General features: G+C 69.0%; 11 protein-coding genes. 9 read left to right on the top strand and 2 right to left on the bottom strand.

Annotated features, from left to right (window positions below):
- The first annotated feature begins 75 nt into the window (after positions 1-75).
- The 3 genes from pseB (at position 76) to ACCD06_RS27660 (ending at position 4,161) form a co-directional block, all read left to right on the top strand.
- Positions 76-1,152: a UDP-N-acetylglucosamine 4,6-dehydratase (inverting) gene (gene pseB / locus ACCD06_RS27650; RefSeq protein ID WP_413344952.1), complete on the top strand. Its 1,077-nt coding sequence runs from the start codon at positions 76-78 to the stop codon at positions 1,150-1,152.
- Positions 1,152-2,399: a UDP-4-amino-4,6-dideoxy-N-acetyl-beta-L-altrosamine transaminase gene (gene pseC / locus ACCD06_RS27655; RefSeq protein WP_413344954.1), complete on the top strand. Its 1,248-nt coding sequence runs from the start codon at positions 1,152-1,154 to the stop codon at positions 2,397-2,399. The genes pseB and pseC overlap by 1 nt, the downstream gene beginning before the upstream one ends.
- 184 nt (positions 2,400-2,583) lie before the next feature.
- Positions 2,584-4,161 carry a flippase gene (locus tag ACCD06_RS27660; protein ID WP_413344956.1) on the top strand — a complete coding sequence of 526 codons (1,578 nt, stop codon included), beginning with the start codon at positions 2,584-2,586 and terminating at the stop codon, positions 4,159-4,161.
- Between the two features lie 30 nt (positions 4,162-4,191).
- Here the strand turns inward: ACCD06_RS27660 and ACCD06_RS27665 are convergent, their stop codons facing one another.
- On the bottom strand, positions 4,192-5,640 hold the full coding sequence (locus ACCD06_RS27665) for an RNA-guided endonuclease InsQ/TnpB family protein (protein ID WP_413344958.1): 1,449 nt from the start codon (positions 5,638-5,640) through the stop codon (positions 4,192-4,194).
- A gap of 297 nt (positions 5,641-5,937) precedes the next feature.
- On the opposite strand from ACCD06_RS27665, the gene ACCD06_RS27670 reads away from it, so the two are divergent.
- From ACCD06_RS27670 to ACCD06_RS27685, 4 genes are all read left to right on the top strand, one after another.
- Entirely contained in the window at positions 5,938-6,234 is a 297-nt protein-coding gene (locus tag ACCD06_RS27670) for a hypothetical protein (protein WP_044553747.1), read from the top strand.
- A gap of 85 nt (positions 6,235-6,319) precedes the next feature.
- The gene (locus ACCD06_RS27675) at positions 6,320-8,728 is read left to right on the top strand and encodes a calcium-binding protein (RefSeq protein WP_413344961.1); all 2,409 of its coding nucleotides are present in this window, start codon (positions 6,320-6,322) and stop codon (positions 8,726-8,728) included.
- A gap of 7 nt (positions 8,729-8,735) precedes the next feature.
- Positions 8,736-9,326: an IMPACT family protein gene (locus tag ACCD06_RS27680; RefSeq protein ID WP_413344963.1), complete on the top strand. Its 591-nt coding sequence runs from the start codon at positions 8,736-8,738 to the stop codon at positions 9,324-9,326.
- Positions 9,327-9,721: 395 nt separating this feature from the next.
- Complete coding sequence (locus tag ACCD06_RS27685) at positions 9,722-12,472, top strand: DUF4347 domain-containing protein (protein WP_413344965.1); 2,751 nt, start codon at positions 9,722-9,724, stop codon at positions 12,470-12,472.
- A gap of 48 nt (positions 12,473-12,520) precedes the next feature.
- Here the strand turns inward: ACCD06_RS27685 and ACCD06_RS27690 are convergent, their stop codons facing one another.
- On the bottom strand, positions 12,521-13,540 hold the full coding sequence (locus ACCD06_RS27690; protein ID WP_413344967.1) for a hypothetical protein: 1,020 nt from the start codon (positions 13,538-13,540) through the stop codon (positions 12,521-12,523).
- A 250-nt stretch (positions 13,541-13,790) separates the two neighbouring features.
- On the opposite strand from ACCD06_RS27690, the gene ACCD06_RS27695 reads away from it, so the two are divergent.
- Positions 13,791-14,603, top strand: coding sequence for a hypothetical protein (locus tag ACCD06_RS27695; RefSeq protein WP_413344969.1), 813 nt, complete (start codon positions 13,791-13,793; stop codon positions 14,601-14,603).
- A 314-nt stretch (positions 14,604-14,917) separates the two neighbouring features.
- Complete coding sequence (locus tag ACCD06_RS27700) at positions 14,918-17,182, top strand: type I secretion system permease/ATPase (protein ID WP_413344971.1); 2,265 nt, start codon at positions 14,918-14,920, stop codon at positions 17,180-17,182.
- Positions 17,183-17,193 lie beyond the last annotated feature (11 nt).

The following is a 17,193-nucleotide window of genomic DNA, read 5'->3' on the forward strand; positions in this document are numbered from 1 at the left end:
GCCCGGACCATCCGGAGCGCGGGAGGCCACCCGGCGGTTTCGAGCGATGCGGACCTTCAACGGATGGAACCGGCGGTGACCACACATTCCAGCAAGGCCAGCGGACCCGAGGCATGGACCCCGGACGGGGCGGACGGAGGTCTGGAGGCGGGGTTGCGCATGCTGGACGGCCGCTCGGTCCTGGTGACGGGGGGCACCGGATCCTTCGGCCGCCGCTTCGTCGAGACGGTGATGCGGCATGCCAAGCCGCGCCGGGTCATCATCTTCTCCCGCGACGAGTTCAAGCAGTACGAGATGCAGCAGCGCATGCCGGCGGAGTGGACGCCGACGCTGCGCTACTTCATCGGCGACGTGCGCGATTGCGAGCGGTTGAAGCTGGCGATGCGCGGCGTCGATTTCTGCGTCCACGCCGCGGCGCTGAAGCATGTGCCGGCCGCCGAATACAACCCGATGGAGTGCATCAACACCAACGTCTATGGGGCGGAGAATGTGGTGCGGGCGGCGCTGTCGGCGGGGGTGCGGCGTGTCGTCGCGCTGTCGACCGACAAGGCGGCCAACCCGATCAACCTCTATGGCGCCAGCAAGCTGGCGTCGGACAAGATCTTCATCGCCGCCAACAACCTGTCGGGCGCGCTCGACACCCGCTTCGCGGTGGTGCGCTACGGCAACGTGGTGGGGTCGCGCGGCAGCGTCGTGCCCCTGTTCCGCAAGATGATCGCCGAGGGGGCCGACCATCTGCCGGTCACCGACGAGCGGATGACCCGCTTCTGGATTACCCTGCAGCATGGCGTCGATTTCGTGCTGTCCTGCTTCGCCATGATGCAGGGCGGCGAGATCTTCGTGCCGAAGATCCCCAGCATGCGCATCGGCGACCTCGCCCGCGCCATGGCGCCGGATCTGCCGCAGAAGATCGTCGGCATCCGGCCGGGCGAGAAGCTGCACGAGGTGATGATCACCGAGGACGATTCCCGCCAGACCTATGAGCTGGCCGACCGCTACGTCATCGAGCCGGCCTTCACCTTCTGGCAGCATGCGCCGTACGAGCGGCTGAACGCCCGCCTGGTGGCCGACGGTTTCCGCTATGCCAGCGATAGCAACGACGACTGGCTGGACGGCGAGCGGCTGCGCCGCCTGCTGGCGGAAGCCTCCTGATGGCGGAACCCCTGCCTGCGGATCTGGCCTTCCTCCCCTATGGCCGCCAGATGGTGGAGGAGGAGGACATCGCCGCGGTGGCGGCGGTGCTGCGCGGCGACTGGCTGACCCAGGGGCCGGCGGTCGCCGGCTTCGAGCGCGCCTTGGCCGCGCGGGTGGGGGCGGCCGAGGCGGTGGCCTGCGCCAACGGCACCGCGGCGCTGCGGCTGGCCTATGCCGCACTGGGCATCGGGCCGGGCGACGCGGTTGTGGTGCCGTCCAACACCTTCCTCGCCACCGCATCCGCCGCCCGCCATGCCGGGGCCGAGGTCGCCTTCGCCGACGTCGACCCCGACAGCGGCCTGATGGGCGTCGCCGAGGCCGAGGCCGCCATCGCCCGCGCGGCCAAGGCCGGCTGGCGCGTCCGCGCGCTCGCCCCCGTCCATTACGCCGGGCAGACCGCCCCGATGGATGAACTGGCGGCACTCGCGCAGGCCGAAGGGCTGGCGCTGGTCGAGGACGCCTGCCACGCCATCGGCACGGTTGATCTGTCCGGCGGCCGTGAGGTGCCGGTCGGCGCCGGCCGCCCAGGGGTGGATGCGGGGTCGCTGACCGTCTTCTCCTTCCACCCGGTCAAGACCATCGCGGCGGGGGAGGGCGGGGCGGTCACCGGCAGCGATCCGGTGCTGATGGCGCGGGTCCGCCGCCTGTGCAACCACGGCATGATGCGCGAGCCGCAGGCGGGGGAGGGCTTCGCCGATCCCGAGGCAGCGCTGGACGCGGAGGGGAAGCCCAACCCCTGGTATTATGAGATGGCGGAGCCCGGCTTCAACCATCGCCTCTCCGACATCCATGCGGCATTGGTGCTGAGCCAGCTCGGCCGGCTCGACCGCTTCGTCGAACGGCGGGCGCGGCTGATGGCGCTCTATGCCGAGCGGCTGGCGCCGCTGGCCCCGCTGGTGCGGCCGCCGGCCCTGGTCCCCTGGTGCCGGCCGGCCTGGCACCTGTGCGCCGCCCGCATCGACTTCGATGCCGCGGGGCGGACCCGGTCCGCCGTGATGGCGGCCCTGCGCGCCCTGGGCGTCGGCACCCAGGTGCACTATATCCCGGTCCATCGCCAACCCTACTGGCGCCGCCGCTACGGCGATCTCGCCCTGCCCGGCGCCATGGCCCATTATGACCGCACGCTGTCGCTGCCGCTGTTCCCGGCCATGGCCGACGGCGACGTCGACCGGGTTGCCGCGGCGCTGGAGCGGGCTCTGTCCTGACGGAAGATCAGGGTCCAGACCGTTTCGTCCAAGCGATTCCGTTAGCGTTTTGGACAGGATGGACGGATAACAATGGCGTCGTCAGGACGGCATAGGCCTAGGTCCAACGGCTGAAGAGCCGCATGGCCGGGGTCGGGTCATCCCGAACGCCGCTCCACAGTGTTTCGCGTACGGACCTTCGATTTTGCTTCGCAACACGCTCTGGAATCTGCTCGGCGAGGGGCTGCCCATGGCGGCGGCCCTGCTGTCGATTCCGTGGCTCATCTCCGCCGTCGGGATGGAGCGCTTCGGCGCGCTGACCCTGATCTGGGCGCTGCTCGGCTATCTGGGCGTGCTGGACCTCGGGCTGGGACGGTCGCTGGTCCAGGTCGTCGCCGACCGGATCGGGCATGAGGCGGAGCACGGCAACGGCTCTGCGAACGCCGCCGACAGCTCTGCGAACAACTCTGCGAACACTGCGGGCATCGCCGGGCCGGCCATCGCGCTGATGGGCGCCATCGGCCTGCTGACCGGCGGGGTGGTGGCGCTGGGCGCCGGGCTGCTGGCCGACCGCTTCCAGCTGGAGACCGGCACCTCGCCGGACGAGATCCGGTTCAGCTTGCTGGTGGCGGCGGCCATCGTGCCGATCGCGCTGGTCTCCGCCGGTCTGCGCGGCGTGCTGGAGGCGCACCAGCGCTTCCGCCCGATCAGCCTGGTGCGGATGACGGTGGGGGTGCTGAATTACCTCAGCCCGCTCTGCGTGCTGCCCTTCAGCCAGAGCCTGGTGCCGGTGATCGCCGCCATCGCGGTGGGGCGCTTTATCGGGCTGGTCGGCTACGGCATCCTGGCGGTGCGGCAGCTGCCGGACCTGCTGCATCCCGGCCGCTGGGGGCGGCCGAGCTTGCGCGGGCTGTTCACCATGAGCGCCTGGATGATGCTGAACAATCTGGTCGGCCCGGCGATGCTCTATGCCGACCGCTTCATCCTGCTCAGCCTCGTTCCGGCGGCGATGGTCGCCTTCTACACGACGCCGTTCGAGCTTCTGTCGCGGCTGATGGTGATCCCCGGCGCGCTGTCGCTGGCGCTGTTCCCGCTGGCCTCCAGCCTGTTCCGGCGGGATCCGCCGGCGCTGGGCCGCATCCTGGACGCCGGCGGCCATCTGACGCTGGCGGTGTTCCTGGTCATGCAGGCCGCCACCATCGTCGGCGGCGAGACGGCGCTGGAGCTGTGGCTGGGGCCGGCCTTCGCCGCCAACAGCGCGTCGGTGCTGTCGATCCTGATGCTGGGCGTCTTCTTCAACGCCACCGCCTATGTGCCCAACACCCTGATCCAGAGCGTCGGCCGCGTCGACGTGACCGCAAGGCTGCAGATGGCCGAACTGCCGGTCTATCTGGGCGTGCTGTGGCTGCTGGCCGAGCGCTATGGCGCGGTCGGCGCCGCCGTGGCCTGGAGCCTGCGCACCGCGGTCGATTGCGGGCTTCTGCTGGTGCTGCTGCCGCGGCTGGCGCCGGGAACCGGGGCGGTGGCGCTGACCATCGGCCTGCGCGCGCTGCTGGCCGGTGCGGCCGGGCTGGCCGGGCTGCTGGTCGGCGGGCCGGTGGGGGCGGCGATCAGCCTGACCGGGCTGCTGGCGGTCGGGCTGGGGGTGGCCGGCCGGCTGCGGCGCACCCGGTCGTGGGAGAAGCTGGCCGCCCCGCTGCGCAAGACGCGGCCGGCCGCCGCGCTGCCCGCTCCCATGATCGACGGGCGGGCCATCGACGGAGCGGCGACGGACCGTCCGTGACTTCTCCCCTCCTGATAGGAGGGGCTTCTCTCAGCCAGCCCTACGGCTGACGGAGACGTCGCGGTTCTTCGCCTGGCTCACGCCTCGGGCTCCCCGCGCTGCCACCGGACGTCCTCCGGCAGGATCTTGATCTCGCGTCCGAGAGGCGTCAGGCGAAGCCTTCGGCTTCGCTGAGAGCCCGGACAGTGTCTTCTTCCGCTTCGCCGGCGCCGGCTTGGCCGCATACTCTGCGCTATCCACTCGGCGCAGGAACTCCCGCGTCGCCAGCCGCTCGATGTTACGCGCCGCGTTCACATCGGCATGACAGGCAAAGCCACACAGCGGGCAGACAAACTCGGCCTGGCTGGTCCGGCCATGCGGCAAATGCGCCGTCTCCGGGCTGTCCTTCGGGTGCCGATGGCATTCCGAGCAGATCTGGCTCGTCCAAGCCGGTTCGATCGCCACCACCGCCGCTCCGTACCAGCCGGCCTTGTAGGTCAGCATGCGCCGGAACTTGCCGAAGGCGTTGCCGAGAAGGCCACGGTTCAGCCCGGCCTTCTGGGCAACCTTGCGGCCCGGTGCTTCGGCCGAGCCGCGGGCACTGGCCGTCATGGTCGCGATGCGCAAGTCCTCGATGCCGATCAGGCCGTGGTTCTGGGCCAGGTCGCTCGTGATCTTGTGCAACGCGTCATCCCGTCGGCGCCGGACCCGCTGGTCCAGCGCCCGCAAGGACTCTCGCAGTTTCATTTCCCGCCGCGACCGGTTGATCCGACCGTGCGCCTTGCGGGCCTCGACCGCCCGCGCGATACGCCGTTCCAGGCGCAAGCGCCGCTTGGCTTCACCCTCCGTCTCGCCGGGCACGGCATAGACACGCCCGTCGGCGCGCGTGTAGGCGTTGGCCACGCCGAAGTCGACGCCGGTGAAGCCCTTGAGCAGCGTGTCGTTGCCGAGCGGCCGCGGCGTAGTAATCTCGATCTCGCAGCACACTGATACCCACCAGGTGCGCCCCTGGCGCTGCAGGGTGACGTGCTTGGGCGTACCCTCCAGCGGCCGGTGGAAACAGACCGGGATGAAGCCAAGGCCGCCGGGAAAGTGGATGCCGTCGCGCGTCAGCGCGACCATGTCCACGACTTTGCTGGTCTTGGCGTCGGTGCGGGTCATCTGCGGGAAGCGCAGGCTGTCATCCTCGAACTTCTTCCAGGGCCGCGGGTAGTCGCCTAGGCCCGTGAAGAAGCACTGGAAGGCGTGGTCGAGGTCTTTGAGGGCCTGCTGGAGACACTGGCTGAAGCATTCGGCGAGCCAGGGGAACTCGGCCTTGAGCGCCGGCAGGTCAGCGGTCTGCTTGGTGTAGCCGAAGGACCGGCCCTTGCGGGAGAACATGCGGTGCTGATCGAGGCCGAGGTTGTGGACCACGCGGGCGCAGCCGAACCACCGCGCCAGCACGGCCTGAGCGGCTAGGCTGGGATAGGCGCGGTAGCGGAAGCCTTTGTGGATCAGCATGATGTCGGCACACCTGGGCTATTTCAGCCGTCTGGCATGCTGCCACGCCAAATAGAACGCATCAAGAACATAATGCATTCGGGCATCAGAAACGCTGGCGCGTCTAATGCCCAATGGCGGCTTAATTTCTCCGCCCTGAAGAACGGGGCCTTACGGCGTGTTATAACATTACCTTACGGGCGTAGCCGGCCGGGCCGGCCGCGCTCGACCGCTGCGGCGCGCAGGTGGTTCCTTTGCCGCCGGAAATGCGCTATGTGAGCGGAAACTCTGTGCAACGCTGGTTGGAGTTCGAAGGCCATGGCCGAGGGTACTGTGGACTATTACGCGATGGTCGAAGAGGCTTGGCAGCTCAGCGACACCGCGCGCGACTATGTGAAGAACGCCGGCCGCGAGGTGGACAACACCGAGCTGTGGGAGAAGGTGTTCGCCTCCTCGCCGCTGATCGACCTGGAGCGCACCCGCGCCGAAGGCGGCCAGCCGCTGCAGAAGATCTTCTTTAAGAACCCCTACGGCCTGCAGTACCGCGCCGACCACAAGGACTGGATCCCGTTCCGCCACGGCGCGCTCGACCCGGCCTATCTCCAGGTCATCTGACCGGTCTGTCCGACCGGTTCATCCGGCCTGATCGGCCGGTCGGTGCCGCCTTGCGGCGCCAAGGGGGACGGCTAGGGGGGCGTGCATGGCGCGGCTGGTGGCGGGGCAGGGCTTCGCCCTCGATTTGGACGAGTCCCGGCTGGCGAACGGGTTCGTCGCCGACGCCTTCACCACCCTGCCGGATGCCGCCTCCATCGCCGCCGGGACCGGCAGCCAGACCGTCACCCGCACCGTCGCCGGCCGGGCGCATGCCGCCACGCTCGACTATGCCGCCGCCGGCAGCGGGGCGGCGGCGAGCGTCCGCTTCACCGGCCTGACCGACCGCGATCCGGCCGGCGCCCTGCGCTACCGGATCGAGGGGCTGAATGTTCCGCTGACCGGCGGGACGCTCGACCGGCTCGGCGCCCGGATTTTCCAGCAGATCGACGGCTTCGTCGGGGCGAACGGCAACGACAGCGTCTATCTGGGCGTCCCCGGCGGGCGCAGCTTCGACGGCGCCGGCGGCACCGACCGCGCCATCTACACCGCGGATCCGCGCCGCTATGCCCTGCAGGGCGGCAGCTACCGGGCGGAGACGCCGGTGGTGGTGGCGCTCGACGGCAGCGGCCGGCGCTATGCCGTGGTGTCGAGCCGTAACATCGATATCCTGACTGATGTGGAGCTGCTGACCATCGACGGCCGCACCGCCGCACCCTCGGCCTTCGCCTTCGACGCGCGCAGCTACCTTGCGGCCAACCGCGACCTCGCCGTCGCCTTCGGCGACAACACGATCGCGGCGGCGGCCCATTACGCCTGGAACGGCCGGAACGAGGGGCGCAGCCTCGGCGGCTTCGACGGGTTGGGCTATCTGGCCGCCAACCCGGACGTGCTGGCGGCGGTCGGCGTCGATGCCGAGGCCGCCCGGCAGCATTATCTGGTCTATGGCGCCCGCGAAGGGCGGAGGACCGGCTTCGACGCGCTGGGCTACCTCGCCTCCTATCCCGACCTGATCGCCGCCTTCGGCACCGACAGCCGGGCCGCGACCCTCCATTACCTGAGCTTCGGGCGGAGCGAGGGGCGCGGCGTCACCTTCGACGCGGTGGCCTATCTGGCGGCCAACGCCGATGTGGCGGCGGCGACCGGCGGCGACGCCACGGCGGCCGAACTCCATTACCTCGTCTTCGGGCGGAACGAGGGCCGGCCGCTGCGGGCGACGCCCCGCCCAACCGGGGCGGCGGCTCCCGCCTGGGCGGCGGATCTGTTGTCCAGGCAGGGGGCGCCATTGGGCGCACCATTGGGCGCGCCGGTGGTGGTGACCGGCACGACCGGCAACGACACGCTGAGCGGCAGCGCCGCCTATGATGCGCTGGGCAACCCGATCACCGACGCGGTGGACGGGTTGGGCGGCATCGATACCTTCGTGCTGACCGGGGCGCTCGCCTCCTATTCGTTGTCCATCGATGCCAACGGGAACCTGCTGATCAGCGGGCCCGACGGCACCGACACGCTGACCGGCATCGAGCTGCTGCAGGCCACCGACGGGGTCTATCCGGTGGGATCCCTGGTCAGCTTTTCCCAGCCCTCGCTGACCGGGCTGACCGTCTCGTCCTCGGCCTCCACCGGCAACGATTATCTGGTCGGCGGGATCATGGGCGACGCCATCGGCGGCGGCGGCGGCAACGACACCATCGCCGGGCTGACCGGCAACGACACGCTGTTCGGCAATGCGGGCAACGACGTCCTGCTGGGCGGCGACGGCGCCGACCAGCTGGAGGGCGGGGCGGGCAACGACCTGATGTTCGGCGGGGCGGGGGACGACCTGATGCGCGGCGACGTCATCGACGTCGTCGGCAACGACACCCTGCTCGGCGAGGAGGGCAACGACTGGCTCGACGCCGGGGCCGGCAACGACTGGCTGGACGGTGGCGGCGGCAACGACACGCTCTATGGCGGGCTGGGCAGCGACGTGCTGCGCGGCGGCAACGGCGACGACGTGATGTTCGGCGACGTCTATTCCGACCGCAGCCACGAGATCTCCGTCAACGCCAGCGACACGACGACCACCTACGAGGACGTGCTGCTGGGCGGCAACGGCAGCGACACGCTGATCGGCGGCTATGGCGCCGATCTGATGGACGGCGGCGCCGGGGCGGACGTCTTCTCCATCCGCAACCTGACCGAATCCACCCTGGCCGCCCCCGACGTCATCATCAACTTCAACGGCGCCGTCGTGGCGGCGGAGGCGCTGCAGGGGCTGGCGAGCTATGCCACCGTCGGCGCCGAGGGCGACCGCATCGACCTGTCGGAGATCGACGCCATCACCGGCACCACCGACAACGACGCCTTCACCTTCATCGGCACCGCCGGCTTCAGCGCGGCCGGCCAGCTGCGCTATCAGGCCTCCGGCGCCGTGACGCTGATCGAGGGCGACGTGAACGGCGATCGCACGGCCGATTTCCGCGTCCAGGTCAACATCGCCAACTACAGCTTCTCCGCCTTCGATCTCGTGCTGTAGGCGCGTGATGTTCAGCCTCGTCAGGACCGAACGGTTCGAGCAGGAGATCAAGAAGAGCCGCTTCCTGGCCCAGGCCGCCCCGGCCGACAGCGAGGAGGAGGCGCGCCGCTTCATCGCCGAACACAGCATGCCCGACGCCGGCCACAATTGCTGGGCCTTGCGGGTCGGCGACGTCTATCGCTTCAGCGACGACGGCGAGCCGGGCGGGACGGCCGGGCGGCCGATCCTGCAGGCCATCGAGGGGCAGGAGCTGGACCGGGTGGCGGTGGTGGTCAGCCGCTGGTTCGGCGGCATCCTGCTGGGGGCGGGCGGGCTGGTGCGCGCCTATGGCGGCACGGCGGCCAGTTGCCTGAAAGCGGCGGAGCGCGAGCCCATCGTCGATTACGCCACCCTGTCGGTCGCCTGCGCCTTCGCCGACGAGGCGCGCATCCGCTCCAGCCTCGGCGGCTTTCCCGGCACGCGGGTGGAGACGACGGGCTTCACCCCCGAGGGGGTCCGGCTTCACGTCACGCTACCCCGCGACCGGGCCGACGCGTTCATCCGGCTGGTCGCCGACATCTCCCGCGGGCAGGCGGTGGTCGAACCCGCCGGGGAGTGAACGGCCGGAGCTGGAGCTTGGCTGTTTTTCCATAAGCACCCTTATGTGTTGTTTTAGTGTTATGAAATCATGATCTAAAATGTTGATTTTATGGTTTGGAGTCTTGCCGCAGCCCAGCTCCGAACCACCCCTTTTTCGTGTGCGCAAAATGGCAGTTTCCCGAAAAGAGGAAATTTCGATCAAATACGAGCGGACGCGAAAATGCGCTGAAGTCACCGTCTGAAATCGCATTCTCCTCCTTGCGATTTCCTACAGGTGATCACCCGTTCTTGCCGGCGATACCCCGACTTATCGAATTGTTGATGGGCGTTCATTCCTCACATTCGGGGGAGGACGGCCGTTCGGTCTGGGGGAATATTGCCGCTGCCGCCGGCGGCCATGAAGGAGGACCATCCTTGCGCGACGTACTGATTGCGGACGCCAGCCTCGACGATCTCGACCTGCTGCTCGACCGTTGCCGGCCCGACGTCCGGATCGTCCGGGTAACGGCTGACGGGGATGGCGGGGAGGCCCTGGCCGACGCACTCGCCGACCGGCCCGCCGCCATCCATCTGCTGGCCCATGGCGAACCGGGTGCGGTGCGGTTGGGTGCCGGCCGGCTCGACGTCGCGGCGCTGTCCGCTCGCAAGGCAGAGGGGCGCATTTGGCCGCAGGCGCCGGGTACGGAGATCCTGATCCATGCCTGCGACACCGGTGCGGACGGCGGCCGCTTCGCCGCGGCGCTCGCCCAGGCGACCGGCGTGCGCGTCGCCGCCGCCAGCCATCCGGTCGGCCACTCATCGCTGGGCGCCTCCTGGGACCTTGACGTGACCACCGGGCCGATCGCCGCGTCCCTGCCCGTTTCCGACACCGGCGCCTGGGTCCACCGGCTGGCCTACAGCGGCACGGCGACCAGCGGCAACGACACGCTGATCGGCGACAATGGCGGCAACACCATCAATGGCGGGGCCGGCAACGACAGCATCACCGGCGGCACCGGCAATGATAGCCTGATCGGCGGCTTGGGCGACGACACGCTGGTCGGCGGCGGCAACAGCGGGCAGTCGGCCGGCGACACGCTGAACGGCGGGCTGGGCGCCGACCATTATGTCGGCGGCAACGGCTTCACCATCGTCACCTACGAGAACGCCACCACCGGCCTCACCCTGGACCTGACCAACGGTGCCAACAACACCGGCGAGGCGGCCGGCGACACCTTCGTCAACATCCAGCGCTGGGTCGGCTCCGAATATGCCGACAGCCTGACCGCCGGCGACACCGCCGTGTGGTTCTGGGGCCATGGCGGCAACGACGTCGAGTATGGCGGCGCCGGCAACGACACGCTGGAGGCCGGCGACGGCAACGACACCATCTTCGGCGGCGGCGGCACCGACCTGATGTACGGCCGCGCCGACAATGACGAGCTGCACGGCGGGATCGGCAACGACACGGTGGCCGGCGGCGGCGGTGCCGACCTGCTCTATGGCGATGCCGGCAACGACCTGATGAAGGGCGATTGGGAACGCGACACCATCCATGGCGGCGACGGCGACGACACCATCCTGGCCGGCATCGTCAGCTCGGGCAGCTATGCCCAGACCCAGGCCGACACGCTCTATGGCGAGGGCGGCAACGACCGCTACATCGTGGTCAGCCAGTATGACGCCGGCACCGTCAGCTTCGACGGCGGCGAGGGCACCGACACGCTGGAACTGCGGTCCGACAATCTGACCAGCTACAACGGCTACGATCTGGAATATTACACCGACGTCGCCTCGCCGAAGATCAACATCAGCGGCATGACGCTGACCAGCGTCGAGACGCTGGCCCTGACCGGCAGCCAGCATCACACCGTGACGATGACGGCGGCCCAGGCCAACGGCTTCACCAGCGTCACCGGTGCCGCGATCGGCGACCGTCTGCTGATCGAGGGCGTTGACCTTTCCGCCATGCAGGTCGAGACGGCCGCCGGCTCCACCACCCTGCGGGTCGGCAGCGATCTGGCGATGACCCTGGACGGCAGCTTTGAAGCCAGCCAGTTCCAGGTCGGCAGCGACGGTGGCGTCACCATTGTTCAGGCCGCCGTTTCGCCTCCCCCTCCTCCTCCTCCTCCTCCCCCGCCGCCCGTCACGCAGCCGGATCCCACTCCCGTCCCCGATCCGACACCGGTCCCCACCCCGGATCCGACACCGGATCCCACCCCCGTCCCGCCCGCCGATCCCGCCTCCACCCCCTCGACACCGGCCGCCGGCGGGCAGTTCAACGCGCTCGCCTACATCGCCTCCTATCCCGACCTGATCGCCGCCTTCGGCACCAACACCGAGGCCGCGACCCAGCATTACCAGCAATATGGACAGGCGGAAGGGCGGACGGTCACCTTCGACCCGCTGGCCTACACCGCCTCCTACCCCGACCTGATCGCGGCCTTCGGCACCAACACCGACGCCGCGGCCCGGCATTACATCGAGTTCGGCTATGGCGAGGGGCGGCATCCCAACTTCGACGGGCTGGACTACATCGCCTCCTATCCGGACCTGATCGCCGCCTTCGGCACCGACGCCAACGCCGGCACCCGCCACTTCATCGAGCATGGCTCCGCCGAGGGGCGCAGCGTCACCTTCGACGGCTACAACTATCTGGCCGCCAACCGGGACGTCGCCCTCGCCTATGGCCTCAGCCCCGACGCCGCGGCCAGCCATTACATCCAGTTCGGCCGGTCGGAAGGCAGGCCGGCCCAGGGCTTCGACGCGCTGCGCTACATCGCCAGCAACCCGGACCTGATCCAGGTCTTCGGTCCCGACGTCCAGGCGGCGGAAATCCACTATGTCCAGTTCGGCTACAGCGAGGGCCGGTCGCTGACCGCCTTCGACCCGGCGGCCTATCTGGCGAGCCATCCGGAGATCGCCACGGAGTTCGGCACCAGCGACGCCGCGGTCGAGCTGGCCTACATCAAGCGCAGCACCTCCTCCGAAACGGCGGCGATGCCCGCCTTCGCCGCTATGACGCCCATCGCCGTCACCATGCTGGCGGCCGGGATGACCGGATCGGAGACGCTGGGGATGGACGGCGGCTTCCACGACGCTTCGTCGTCCACCCTGGCGTCCGGCCTGCTGGCGGCGGGGGATGGCGGGCTGTCGACCCGGCAGCGGACCGAGCTTCCGGCCTGAGGTTGGACTTGAGGATGAGAAAAGGGCGGCTTTGGGGCCGCCCTTTTCTCAGCGGCCCTTGCGCTCGGCCTTCTCCATGGAGGGCAGCGCCACGTCGATCAGCAGCCGGTGGCCGCGGTCCTTCTCCGGGGCCAAGGTGGAGACGGCGAGCAGCCGGACGGCATCCCCCTTGGCGTCGCCCTCCTCGTCGCTGAACAGCAGGCGGGTGCCGGTGCCGCTCCGCTCCGCCCGGTAGGCGAGCGTCGTCGCCGGCAGGCGTCCGGACGGGGCGGCCTGCCACAGCGTGCCGGGAAGCATCACCTCCAGCCGGCCGTCGGGGCGGCGCACCGGCGTCTCGAAGCGCGGGTCCTGGTCGAGGTCGAGCACGACGCGCAGCCCGTCGCCGCCGTTGGCGGTGCGGATGCGCTCCACATGGCGGGGCGTCGCGGAGGCCGCCACGGTCTGGACACCAGTCGGGCGGGTGGGCGCGTCGGGGGTCGGCTTGACGCCGGGACGCAGGATTTCCACCGCCGGCTCCGTCCGCAGGGCGGGGGCGCCGTCCTGCGGCTCGGGCTTCGCCGCCGGGATCGGGGGGGCCGGAATGGAGGTTGCGGCTGTCTGTGCCGCCGGCTGGGTCTCGACAGGCTGGACTTGAGCCGGTTGGGCTTGTGACGGCTTTTCGGGGGCGGGCTGCGCGGGAGCCGGCTTGGCCGCGTCCCCGGCCTGTTCCGCGAAGCCGCCGCGGCGGCCCTCGGTGCGGCCCTGCTGGACGTAGTGGGCATAGCCGCTGGAGAGTTGCCCGTTGCGGACGGCGGCGGCGACGTCGGGGTTGGCGGCCAGATAGGCCCGTTCCCGCCAGCCGGTCGGCGGCGCCAGGGTGGTGTCGATTTCCGCGGAGCGGCGCCAGTTGGACAGCAGCGACGGCATCGATCCCTGCAGACCCAGCCCCTCCACCGCCAGCGACAGCCACAGGGGCGTCAGCAGCAGGAATAGAAGGCGCAGGAGCTGGGGGATCGGCGACAAGGCGGGGCGTGTCCGGCGAAGGGGGGAGACGGCACCGGTTCCGGCGGTCCGGCTCTGGTCCCGCATGCGTACTCCCAAGCACCGCATCCGGTCCAGGAAAAGCCGGTGGGGAAAGCCACCGGCCCGGACGGGCGATGGAGCGTATGCCGGACGCAGATGACACGGGTCAACGGCTCCCGCCGATCCGGCCGCAGTGGCCAGATGGCCAACCTCCCGACGGTGCCTATTCTTTTTCCCTCCGGCGGCCACAAAAGGTCGAGGGGGCGTTCATTCGGTGGAGAGTTAACTTGCGTTAATCGAAGGATTTGGGCTGACGATGATGTTCCTGTCGCGCTTTTCCAAAGCGCAATGGCAATATCAAATCGGAGGTTGTCACATGTCTTCGTCAAACGGGAGGTCCGGAAACGAATTCGTCAGTCAACATTACAGGGGATATTCTGTTCCTGGTCTTACAGAAGCTTGGTGGAAATGGGCTGCGCAATTGCCCTCTGGGAGTGGGAACAATCCCTTTGAGGATCTTTCCGGTTCCGCTGCGGGCATGGGCGATGTCGGGCACAACCTCTTTTTCCTGGCCGGGTCCGCCGGCAACACGGAATCGAATGATCCCCAACACGCAATCGTGACGCGGGAGGATATCTATATCCCCTCCAACAACACCGTTCTGGTTCCAATACTGAACTGGGCGGAATCCCTTCCCGATCTGAACAAGACGAACCCCACGCCGCCCGCCACGATCCAGGACGTCGAGAGCACCATCGACACCATCAAGGGGTGGGTCCAGAGCGTGTTTTTCGAAGTGGACAACGTCCCCGTTGCCCTCGACGGGAACTATGTGAAGACCGATTTCTTCTCGATCGGTACGATACAAGAGCACACTGTCGGTTCGGACGCTTTCGCCCTTGGACCGACCGGCGTCGAGCAGAGCCCGGCGATGGCCGGCGGTTACTGGGCGGTGCTCGATAAACTGAGCATCGGCGATCACACCCTCCACTTCGGCGGAAGTATCGATACCAACGCCGATGGTAAGTCCGATTTTACGCTTGATATCACTGATAAAGTTCACGTCGTTCTGCCAAGTGAGTATCACACGAAAGCAGCCCTCGCAGCCCCTGCGTCCATCTGGTCGTAAGGAGACGGCACCAGAGCCGCAAGCAGAGGATCTGCTTGCGGTTCCCAGAGTCCCGCGGGGTGTCGCAAGATTGCTCCGCGGATAGCGGCAGCGCATGAAGGCTCCCGTTACGGACCTCTGCGGCGCCCTGAAAGAGGGCCGATGCGGCGTTGCCTCGGAGGGCCTTGGGAGACCGTTCGGTCATCCCCCCTTTGAACGGCGACGATGCGGGGTACCCCATCGTTCGGGTGGCCGTGGGGGAAGGCGATGCTCACCTTCGAATGGCCGCAGCCGTTCGGCGCCACCCCTTAGAGTTTCGGAACCGGGAAGCCTTCATGGAACAGATGCGAGACGGATCGCCGGCCGATCCGGCGCGGGACCCCTCCTCCCCTCCCCCTGGCGCCCAAACCGGTCCCAACCCTGGACCCAATCCCGGCCCCCGTCTCGATCCCGGCATCGCCGGGCTGGTGTCGGCGTTGCGCATGCTGGGGATTCCGGCCGACTATGACGGCGTGCGCCATGCCTGCGGCGGCGAATCCCCCGACCTGACCGGGCTGGTCCGCCAAGCCCACCGGCTGGGTGCCAAGGCCCGCGTGGTGAAGACCAAATGGGAGCGGCTGGAGCGCATGCCGCTGCCGGCGCTGGTCCCCGGTCCCGACGGCGGCTTCCTGGTGCTGGCCAAGGCCGGCAACGACCGCGTGCTGGTGCATGACGCGGCGACCAACCAGACCCGCATCCTCGACCGCGAAGGCTTCGAGCCCTTGTGGAGCGGCCGGCTGCTCTGCCTGGGGCGCAAGGGCACGCTGGGCATGGGCCAGCCGCGCTTCGACGCCCGCTGGTTCGGCGCGGTCGCCTGGAAATACCGCGGCATCCTGGGCGAGGTGCTGCTGGCCTCCTTCTTCATCCAGCTGTTCGCGCTGGTGACGCCGCTGTTCTTCCAGGTGGTGGTCGACAAGGTGGTGGTCCATCGCAGCCTGGGCACGCTGGACGTGCTGATGGCCGGCATGCTGGCGGTCATCCTGTTCGAGGCGGTGCTGGGGGGCTTGCGCACCTACACCTTCGCCCACACCGCCAACCGGCTGGACGTGGAGCTGGGGGCCAAGCTGTACCAGCGGCTGCTGTCGCTCCCCATGGGCTATTTCGCGGCGCGCCGGGTCGGCGACAGCGTCGCCCGCGTGCGCGAGCTGGAGACGATCCGCAACTTCATGACCAGTTCCACCATCACGCTGGTGCTGGATCTGCTGTTCACCGTGGTCTTCCTGGGCGTGATGGTGGTCTACAGCCCGATGCTGACGGCGATCGTCGCGGCGTCCTTCCCCGTCTACATCGCCATCAGCCTGGTGGCGACGCCGATCCTGCGCCGCCGGCTGGACGAGAAATTCGCCCGCGGCGCCGAGAACCACAGCTTCCTGGTCGAGACGGTGTCGAGCATCGAGACGGTCAAGGCGATGGCGGTGGAGCCGCGCATGCAGCGCCGCTGGGAGGACCAGCTGTCCGGCTATGTCCGCGCCGGCTTCCGCGCCGGCAACCTGAACAACGTCGCCAGCCAGTCGGTGCAGTTCGTCTCCAAGATCTCGACCATGCTGGTGCTGTGGCTGGGGGCGAAGCTGGTGATCGAGGGCAGCCTGACGGTGGGCGAGTTGGTGGCCTTCAACATGTTCGCCGGCCGCGTCGTCCAGCCGGTGCTGCGCATCGCCCAGCTGTGGCAGGACTTCCAGCAGGTGCGGCTGTCGATGCACCGCATCGGCGACATCCTGAACACCGCGCCCGAACCGCTGCAGAGCCCCGGCCGCGCCGCAATGCCGGCGATCCGGGGCGACCTGACCTTCGAACACGTCACCTTCCGCTATCGCCATGACGGGCCGGAGACGCTGAGCGACGTGTCGCTGCACATCCCGGCGGGACAGGTGGTCGGCATCGTCGGCACGTCCGGCTCGGGCAAGAGCACGCTGGCCAAGCTGCTGCAGCGCTTCCATGTGCCGGAGCGCGGGCGGGTGATGGTCGACGGCACCGACCTGTCCACCGCCGACGCGGTGTGGCTGCGCCGGCAGATCGGCGTCGTGCTGCAGGACAATGTCCTGTTCTCTGGATCCATCCGCGAGAACATTGCGCTCACCGACCCGACCATGGACATGGCGCGCGTCGTCGGCGCGGCGAAGCTGGCCGGCGCCCACGACTTCATCGTCGAGCTGCCCGACGGCTACGACACCGTGGTGGGGGAGCGCGGCGCCAGCCTGTCGGGCGGGCAGCGGCAGCGCATCGCCATCGCCCGCGCGCTGGTCACCAATCCGCGCATCCTGATCTTCGACGAGGCGACCTCGGCCCTCGACCATGAGTCCGAACGGATCGTCCAGGCCAACATGCGCCGCATCTGCGCCGGCCGCACCGTGCTGATCATCGCCCATCGCCTGTCCACCGTCGCCATCGCCGACCGCATCATTACGGTGGAGCGCGGCCGGATCGTCGAGGACGGTGCGCCGGACGAGCTGCTGCGCCGCGGCGGCCGTTACGCCACGCTGTTCCGCGGCCAAATGGGGCAGCTGCCGGGCAGCGGCGCCCCACCTGCGGACGGGCTGATCGAACAGCGGGCCGCGGGCTGAGAGGGATGAAC

Source organism: Azospirillum sp. CT11-132 (genome assembly GCF_047302835.1).
In the GTDB taxonomy this organism is placed as follows: Bacteria; Pseudomonadota; Alphaproteobacteria; order Azospirillales; family Azospirillaceae; genus Azospirillum.

What these genes read in the sequence shown, in the direction of transcription:
- pseC (WP_413344954.1), top strand. Translation starts at nt 1,152, where the DNA reads ATGGCGGAACCCCTGCCTGCGGATCTGGCCTTCCTCCCCTATGGCCGC.
- ACCD06_RS27665 (WP_413344958.1), bottom strand. Translation starts at nt 5,640, where the DNA reads ATGCTGATCCACAAAGGCTTCCGCTACCGCGCCTATCCCAGCCTAGCC.
- ACCD06_RS27670 (WP_044553747.1), top strand. Translation starts at nt 5,938, where the DNA reads ATGGCCGAGGGTACTGTGGACTATTACGCGATGGTCGAAGAGGCTTGG.
- ACCD06_RS27675 (WP_413344961.1), top strand. Translation starts at nt 6,320, where the DNA reads ATGGCGCGGCTGGTGGCGGGGCAGGGCTTCGCCCTCGATTTGGACGAG.
- ACCD06_RS27680 (WP_413344963.1), top strand. Translation starts at nt 8,736, where the DNA reads ATGTTCAGCCTCGTCAGGACCGAACGGTTCGAGCAGGAGATCAAGAAG.
- ACCD06_RS27690 (WP_413344967.1), bottom strand. Translation starts at nt 13,540, where the DNA reads ATGCGGGACCAGAGCCGGACCGCCGGAACCGGTGCCGTCTCCCCCCTT.
- ACCD06_RS27695 (WP_413344969.1), top strand. Translation starts at nt 13,791, where the DNA reads ATGATGTTCCTGTCGCGCTTTTCCAAAGCGCAATGGCAATATCAAATC.
- ACCD06_RS27700 (WP_413344971.1), top strand. Translation starts at nt 14,918, where the DNA reads ATGGAACAGATGCGAGACGGATCGCCGGCCGATCCGGCGCGGGACCCC.